Genomic DNA, 753 nt, shown 5'->3' with positions numbered 1-753 from the left:
CATGCCTATTTTCTGGCCGTCGAGTTGCGCGATAGCAGCTGGGTGGTCTTTATCGCGACGCATCGCGACTGGGGGCTGTTGCAACCCGCGCAGGTTGCCGTCGCTTTAGGATGTGTGGCGCTGTCGATTTTTGCGGCGTCCGTCCTGGCCACCTATTTTCTTTCCAAGCCGATAAGGCAGTTCGCGCAGGAGCTTCGCCGGATCGGTGGGGATCCGCGTGCGGGTCCGGTACGCGAAAGCGGGCCGCGAGAACTGCGCGCGGCGATCGCGGCATTCAACGCGCTACAGGCGCAATTACGCAAGTTCGTCGAGGACCGGACGATGATGCTCGCGGCCATGTCGCATGATTTGCGTACGCCGCTCACAAAGATCCGGCTTCGCGCAGAGTTCATCGAAGACGACGATCAGCGGGCGCGTCTCTTCCGCGATGTCGACGACTTGCAGGCGATGGCGGACTCGGCCCTGTCTTTCTTCAGGGACAACTACAAGGACGAGGAGGCCACGGTTTTCGACTTCGCCGGACTACTGCGCACCATCACCGACGACTATAGCGATCAGCGGCAGCCTGTTTCGTACACCGGTCCAGATCGTCTGCCATTCAACGGGCGGCCATCGTCGTTGCGGCGCGCGTGCATGAACCTTGTCGACAATGCGCTGAAATACGGCCATAGCGCTGAGTTGCAACTAAACCGTTGCGAGACGCATATGGTTTTCACGGTCAGCGACCGCGGCGCCGGCATTCCGGCTCACGCA

1 protein-coding gene is annotated in these 753 nt (G+C 61.0%); it reads left to right on the top strand.

Annotated elements, in window-relative coordinates; genetic code table 11:
* Positions 1-753 (top strand): histidine kinase dimerization/phospho-acceptor domain-containing protein (locus HV770_RS38095; protein WP_217468715.1); only part of this gene is annotated, 753 nt, incomplete at both ends.

Source organism: Paraburkholderia fynbosensis (genome assembly GCF_902859935.1).
Taxonomy (GTDB): domain Bacteria; phylum Pseudomonadota; class Gammaproteobacteria; order Burkholderiales; family Burkholderiaceae; genus Paraburkholderia; species Paraburkholderia fynbosensis.
Note: the sequence above shows the minus strand (reverse complement) of the source record. Positions and strands in the feature narration are given on the sequence as shown.